At 69.9% G+C, this 7,005-nt stretch carries 6 protein-coding genes and 1 pseudogene; 4 read left to right on the forward strand and 3 right to left on the reverse strand.

Going from position 1 to position 7,005, the window contains the following annotated elements; genetic code table 11:
• The 4 genes from ggt to MBTS_RS12300 all read left to right on the forward strand — a co-directional run.
• Nucleotides 1-1,371: gamma-glutamyltransferase (gene ggt / locus MBTS_RS12285; RefSeq protein WP_244973548.1), on the forward strand; the 1,371-nt coding region annotated here is incomplete at its 5' end.
• Nucleotides 1,372-1,443: 72 nt separating this feature from the next.
• The gene (locus tag MBTS_RS12290; RefSeq protein ID WP_018045919.1) at nt 1,444-2,223 is read left to right on the forward strand and encodes a lysophospholipid acyltransferase family protein; all 780 of its coding nucleotides are present in this window, start codon (nt 1,444-1,446) and stop codon (nt 2,221-2,223) included.
• A gap of 199 nt (nt 2,224-2,422) precedes the next feature.
• The gene (locus tag MBTS_RS12295; protein WP_051074345.1) at nt 2,423-2,806 is read left to right on the forward strand and encodes a hypothetical protein; all 384 of its coding nucleotides are present in this window, start codon (nt 2,423-2,425) and stop codon (nt 2,804-2,806) included.
• Nucleotides 2,807-2,911: 105 nt separating this feature from the next.
• A complete protein-coding gene (locus MBTS_RS12300; RefSeq protein WP_056148714.1) occupies nt 2,912-4,009 on the forward strand; it encodes a DUF2125 domain-containing protein in 1,098 nt (365 codons plus the stop codon).
• A 248-nt stretch (nt 4,010-4,257) separates the two neighbouring features.
• On the opposite strand, the gene MBTS_RS12305 is transcribed toward MBTS_RS12300, so the two are convergent.
• The 3 genes and pseudogenes from MBTS_RS12305 to MBTS_RS12315 form a co-directional block, all read right to left on the reverse strand.
• Nucleotides 4,258-5,217, reverse strand: coding sequence for a prephenate/arogenate dehydrogenase family protein (locus MBTS_RS12305; RefSeq protein WP_056148712.1), 960 nt, complete (start codon nt 5,215-5,217; stop codon nt 4,258-4,260).
• A complete protein-coding gene (locus tag MBTS_RS12310; RefSeq protein WP_056148710.1) occupies nt 5,210-6,331 on the reverse strand; it encodes a pyridoxal phosphate-dependent aminotransferase in 1,122 nt (373 codons plus the stop codon). Before MBTS_RS12310 ends, MBTS_RS12305 begins: the two co-directional genes overlap by 8 nt.
• A gap of 190 nt (nt 6,332-6,521) precedes the next feature.
• A pseudogene (locus MBTS_RS12315) lies at nt 6,522-7,005 on the reverse strand (chorismate mutase); the annotation flags it as partial.

Below are 7,005 nucleotides of genomic sequence, written 5' to 3' on the forward strand. Positions count from 1 at the left end.
GGAGCCTGGGACACCGACGGCCTTGCCGGTGCGGATGGAGGCGCCGCGATCGGGCTGCCCGTCGGCGTCCCAGGCTCCGTGCGCGGATTGGCCGAGGCTCACCGCCTCTACGGGTCGGGACGCTTCACCCTCGCCGATCTCATTGCCCCGGCCAGGGCTTTGGCCAGGGATGGGATTCCCGTGGAGGGCGGGCTCGCCGATTCGCTGCCCCGCGCCGCCGACCGCCTCGGGCGCTGGCCTTCGAGCCGGGCCGTGTTCTTCCGCGACGGGCGTCCGCTCCAGCGGGGCGAGACCCTGGTCCAGCCCGATCTCGCCGCGACCCTCGCGGCCATCGCCGAGCATGGACCCGATGCGTTCCATACCGGCCCGATCGCGGAGCGGATCGCGGCGGCGGCGAGACGCGTGGGCGGAGTGCTGACGCCTGCCGATCTCGCCGCCTATCGCCCCGCGATCCGCCAGCCCATTCGCGGCACCTACCGCGGCTACGAGATCGTCTCGATGCCGCCGCCGAGTTCCGGCGGCGTCCATCTCATCGAGATCCTCAACATCCTCGAAGGGTTCGACCTGGCCGCGATGGGCGCGGGCAGCGCCCAGGCCCTCCACATCCTCGCCGAGGCGATGAAGCCGGCCTATGCCGACCGCGCCACCTGGCTCGGCGATCCGTCCCGCTCGGAGGTGCCGGTGCGGGGCCTCACCGCCAAGGCTTATGCCGCGACCCTGCGCGCCGCCATCGACCCCGCTCGCGCCCGCCCGGCCGAGGCGGTGAAGGCCGGCGACCCGCTGCCTTACGAATCCGACCAGACCACCCACTATTCCGTGGTGGACCGCGCCGGGAACGCCGTCTCCACCACCACGACCCTCAACTTCTCCTACGGGCTCGGCCTCGTGGCGGAGGGGACCGGCGTCCTCCTCAACAACGAGATGGACGATTTTTCCGCCAAGACCGGGAGCGTCAACGCCTATGGCCTCGTGGGCGGCCCCGCCAATGCGGTGGCGCCGGGCGCCCGGCCGCTTTCCTCGATGACCCCGGCCATCGTGCTCAAGGACGGGCGCCTCGTCCTCGTCACCGGAAGTCCGGGCGGCAGCCGCATCATCTCCACGGTGCTGCAGGTGATCGTCAACGTCATCGATTTCCGCATGAACCTCGCCGAGGCCGTCACCGCCCCGCGCATCCATCACCAATGGCGGCCCGACGTGCTGTTCGCCGAGGACGGGCTCTCGCCGGACACCCTCGCCCTGCTCCGGGCGAAGGGACACGCGGTGCGGGTGGGGTCGAGTTCGGGCTCGGCCAATTCGGTGATGACGGGTGACGGGCTCGTGGCCGGGGCCGCCGACACGCGCCAGCGCGGAACCCTGGCCGAGGGCGAATAGGGCGGTTCGGGTCGGGCGGATGGTGCGGCGGGACGGCGCGCGCTACAGGAAGGGCATCATTCCGGGTTTCCGATGCATATCCTTCGCTCCATCGCCTTCAACATCGTCTTCTACCTCGCCACCGCCCTCATCGCGATCGGCGGCTTGCCCGCCCTCGTCTCGGAGCGGGCCTGCATCCGTGTCGCCCGGTTCTGGGCCAAGGTGAGCCTGTGGCTGCTGCGCGTGGTCGGGGGCGTGCGCGTGGAGTTCAGGGGGTTGCACCACCGCCCCCCCGGCGCGCTGCTGGTGGCGTCCAAGCACCAATCCGCCCTCGAGACCCTGGCCCTCGTCACCGCCTTCCCGGATTTCGCCTATATCCTCAAGCGCGAGCTGCTCTGGATTCCGCTCTTCGGCTGGTTCCTGTCCCGTTCCGGCATGGTCGCCATCGACCGCTCCAAGGGCACCCGCGCCATGGCGGCGATGAACGAGGCGGCGGCCCGCGCTATCCGCGACGGGCGCCAACTCATCATCTTCCCCGAGGGCACCCGCAAGGCGCCGGGTTCGCCCCCCGCCTACAAGCTCGGCATCACCCATCTGTACGCGGCGCTCGGCGTACCCTGCCTGCCCGTCGCCCTCAACAGCGGTCTCTACTGGCCGCGCCGCCAGCTGACCCGCCGCCCCGGCACCACGGTGATCGAGTTCCTCGCCCCCATCGCTCCCGGCCTCGACCGCACGGCGTTCCTGGAGGAGATGCAGACTCGGATCGAAGCCGCCTCCGATGCCCTCCTGGCATCCGGCCGTGCGGATCTGGCGGCACGCGGTCATGCCGTGCCCGGGACCGGTGCCGTCGCAGAACAATCCAGGACCGCGTGAGCGCTCAGTCTATCCACAGGCTGTGGATAAGCCGGTCTAAGGCACCCTGCGGGGAGCGAAAGCGCGACTCTTGACGGAAGGAAATTGTTAAGATTACTCTGGAACAAAGGGCGAACGGAAAAGCCGCGTTTGTTCTCGCCCCGCAAGGCGCGGAACACGGCTTTCACCGAGGCCCATCCTCTGATCAGGAGATCCATCCATGCGCGAAGTACGTCTCAGGACGACGGCCAGCCTGCGTGGAACTCCTGCCCTGGTGCTGAGCGCCTGGCGCGGCCGGTCCGGCCGCCGTTACGTCGTCGGCATTCATGAACTGGCCGAGCTCGAACTCGACGACATGGGCGAGGCGGTGGTGATGGCCGTGCGGCGGGACTCCGCCGGGATCGGCGAACTCATCGCCGTGGCCGCGGCCGGATCGAGCCCGCGCGAGCGGCTCACCCGCAACTGGATCGCCCGTGCGCGCCATGGCGGCGCCACGGAGATGCATGTCCACCGCCTGGCCGAGGATGAGGCCGAGCGGTGCGAGATCGTCGCCGATCTCCATGTGGATCGGCCTATGGACCAGATCACGAGCGTCGCCGCCTGAATCGGCGGGCGGCCATGCTTTCGCCGCGTTGAGACCCGCCAAAGCTCAGTCACGAAGGATACCCCGTCGACGGCGACGGGGCTTCGAGATCGAGGCGAGTGGACGATGGCGCAGGCACCGGATTTGACGGCCAGGAAACGGCCATCGCGGACCGGCCTGTTCCTGCCCTACATTCTCCTCCTCGCCGTTGTCCTGATCTGGAGCGCGGGTTGGTTCTGGATTCGCGGCAAGGCCGGGTCCGAGATGGATGCCTGGATCGCCCGCGAGGCCTCGGCCGGGCGCAACTGGACCTGCGCCGACCGCACCATCACCGGCTATCCCTTCCGGATCGAACTGCGCTGCGCCTCCCTCGCCTTCTCGCGGGCGGACAGCCGCTTCACCCTCGGACCGTTGACCGCGGTGGTTCAGGTCTATCAGCCGCGCCAGGGTATCCTGCAGGCGAGCGGGCCGTTCCACGTGGAACAGGACGGCCTCGTCGCCGACGCCACCTGGACCTCGCTGGAAGCGAGTTTCCACGGCACGTCCGACGGCTTTACGCGGGCCTCCCTGGCGGTGGATGGGCCGAAAGTCAGCGTGACGAATGCCGCGCCGCAGCCCATCGACGTGGCGGCCAAGCACCTCGAATTTCACGCCCGGCCGACCCCCGCCCGTTTCGCCACGGAGGGTGCCGTCGATACCAGCCTGCGGCTGACGCAGGCGGCCGTGCCCGTGCTCGATCCCCTCCTCGGCAACACCGCCCCCGTCGACATGGCGTTGGATGCCACGGTGAATCAGGCGGCCGTCATCCGGACGGGACAGGTGGCGCGTGAGCTCGAAGCCTGGCGCCGGGCCGGCGGCAGCCTCGACATCGCCCTGCTCTCCCTGGCCAAGGGCGACCGCCGCCTCCAGGCCCAGGGCAAGATCACCCTCGACGACGAGCACCGTCCCGCCGGACAGATCGATATCCGCGCCGCCGGGGTAGAGGCCCTGGTCGGGCAGGTCATGGGCCAGCGTTTCGGGGCCGAGAAGGGTGCCCTGATCGGAGGCTTGGTCGGCAAGCTGCTCGGTGGCGGAAGTCGCCGCCAGGACGCCGAAGCGGCCGCCACGCCGGCGGCGGCGGGAGATCCGTCCCTCAAGGCGATGCCGCCCCTGCGCCTCACGGACGGACGCCTGATGCTGGGTCCGTTCCCGATCCCCAACGTCCAGGTGCCGCCGCTGTACTGAGAGGCCGTTCGACCCAAGTACATGAGCCGTGATGGTCCAGCATGAAACATTCATGCCTGCACGACCTCATCCTGAGGTGCCGGAGCGAAGCGGAGGCCTCGAAGGAGCCCTCCAGTTCGCGCAGTGGCTTCTGGAACCCTCCTTCGAGGCCGCTACGCGGCGCCTCAGGATGAGGTCGTGGGTGAGAGAACGGACGTCTTTGCTCGGGGGCGACGGCAAACCAGCCCACTAGTTCATCTTGCGAGACCCTACCGCCCCGAGACCGGTTCGTCCTTCGCAGGCTCCGGCGGGGTGCGGCTGCGGCCGAAATCCGCTTCCGCCGTCTCCTGCCCCAGGGCGACGATGCCCCGGCGGATGGCGCGGGTGCGGGTGAACAGGTCGAACAGCGCGTCCCCGTCGCCCCAGCGGATGGCGCGGGCCAGTGCCGCCAGATCCTCGTTGAAACGGCCGAGCATCTCCAGCACCGCGTCCTTGTTGGTGAGGAACACGTCCCGCCACATGGTCGGGTCTGAGGCGGCGATGCGGGTGAAATCGCGAAACCCGCCGGCCGAGAACTTGATGACCTCGGATTGCGTCACCGCTTCGAGATCGGCGGCCGTGCCGACGATGTTGTAGGCGATGAGATGCGGCACGTGGCTGGTGATGGCGAGCACGAGGTCGTGATGCTCCGGCGTCATGCTCTCGACGATGGCGCCGAGCCCCTCCCAGAAGGCCTGGACCCGCGCGGTGGCGGCCTTGTCGGTGCCCTCCGGCGGGGTGAGGATGCACCAGCGGCCCGAGAACAGGGTCGAGAAGCCGGCATCGGGTCCGGAATACTCGGTGCCCGCCACGGGATGGGCCGGGACGAAATGGACGCCCTCGGGCAGATGCGGCGAGACGGCAGCGACCACCGAGGCTTTCACTGAGCCGACATCGGACACGATGGCGCCGGGTTTCAGATGCGGCGCCATCGCCTCGGCGACGGCCCCCACGGCCCCCACCGGCACGCACAGGATGACGAGGTCGGCGCCGGCAACGCCCTCGGCCTCGCCCGTGGCCTCGTCGGCGAGGCCGAGGGCCTGCACACGCTCGATCACCGCCGGGTCGCGGTCGATGGCGACGATGCTCCGCGCCAGCCCGTATTGCCGCGCGCCCCGCGCGATGGAGGAGCCGATCAGCCCGAGGCCGACGATGGCGAGGCGCTCGCAGACGGGGTTCGCCTCAGGCACGGATGCCGTCCTTCACGAAGGCGGTGAGCGCCGTGACGAAGGCGCGGTTGGCCTCCTCGCCGCCGATGGTGACGCGCAGGGCGTCCGGCAGCCCGTAGGAGATCACCCGCCGCACGATGATTCCGCGCGCGGACAGATAAGCGTCGGCCTCGGCGGCGCTCCGATTCGGCTCGTCGGGAAAATGGACGAGGATGAAGTTCGCCACACTCGGGGTGACCACGAGGCCGAGGGATGAGACGACCTCCGTCATCCAGGCGAGCCAGGTCTCGTTATGGGCGACCGCCGCCGCCACATGCGCCTCGTCGGCGATGGCCGCCGCACCGGCCGCGATGGCGCTGCCCGACAGGTTGAACGGGCCGCGAATGCGGTTGACCGCGTCGATCACCCCCGCCGGGCCCACCATCCAGCCGATCCGCAGGGCCGCGAGGCCGTGGATCTTCGAGAAGGTGCGGGTCATCACCACGTTCTCGGATTCGAGGACGAGTTCGAGGCCGGCGCTGTAATCGTTCGTCCGCACGTACTCCGCATAGGCTCCGTCGAGGACGAGGAGGACGTTCGGCGGCAGGCCCGCATGCAGGCGCCGGATCTCGGGGAAGGGCAGGTAGGTGCCGGTCGGATTGTTGGGATTGGCGAGGTAGACGATCCTCGTGCGCGGCGTGACGGCGGCGAGGATCGCGTCGACATCGGCGTGCAGATCGCGCTCGGGCACCACCACGGGCGTGCCGCCGGCGGCCAGGATGGCGATGCGGTAGACCAGGAAGCCGTGCTCGGTGAAGATCCCCTCGTCGCCCTCGGAGAGATAGGCGTAGGCGAGGAAGGACAGGAGCTCGTCCGAGCCGGCGCCGCAGACGATGCGGGCGGGATCGAGCCCGTAGCGGAAGGCGATGGCCTCGCGCAGGCGGGTCGAATTGCCGTCCGGATAGAGGGCGAGGCGGAACGCCTCTTCGCGCATGGCCTCGATGGCCAGCGGGCTCGGGCCGAGGGGCGTCTCGTTGGAGGAGAGCTTATGGACCTTCACCGCGCCGGGGGCGCCGCTCTTGCCGGGCACATAGGCCTCGATGGCGAGGATTCCGGGGCGGGGGACGGGACGGGACACGGAGGGAGCGGAGGACATGAGCGCGGGCCGGCTGGAGTTCAGGCTGCCCGTCTAACGCAGCTTGCCCGCCTTGACGAGTGAACCGCCTCTCTCCCGCCTAAGCAGGTTCGCATTGGCAAGCCAACGCTTCACCTCGTTGAGGCCTCTGACGTGTCGCAGGTTTTGGAACGCAAAACCGATGACCACTTTTGCTAAACCTGCTTCTGCGTCACACCCGGAACCGGGCGGCGTGGCTGCCGATCTCGTCGAGGCTTTCCACCCTCGCGCCGGCCCGTTCCAGGGTCTCCCGCAACTGCCGGCCGCCGACTCCGCCCGGCACGGCGATGAGAAGGCGGTGACCGTCCGTGACGGCCGCGCGCGCCACCACCTCGCCGTAGAGGTCCTGCAGGGCACGGGCGCTCTCGGGCGTCCAGCTCTCGAGCCGGGCCGCATGGAGCACCCAGTCGCGCTGGGCGGCGGCCGGATCGTCGAGGGGGTTGGCCACCACGAAGACCGGCGTGCCGGCGGGATGGGTCGGCCGCTCGATGAAGGGCAGCCGCGCGATCACCTTGGGCCGGCCCTCGCCGACGAGGCCCTCCCACCAGGGCGCCTCCGGGCTCGGCGGTGCGGACCCGTCGGGGTCGAGGCGGAAGATGCCGAGATCGCCGCGCGAGGCGGCCACGGCCTCGATCACCGCCGCGCAGGTGGGATGC

This window comes from Methylobacterium bullatum (assembly GCF_014845095.1).
In the GTDB taxonomy this organism is placed as follows: Bacteria; Pseudomonadota; Alphaproteobacteria; order Rhizobiales; family Beijerinckiaceae; genus Methylobacterium; species Methylobacterium bullatum.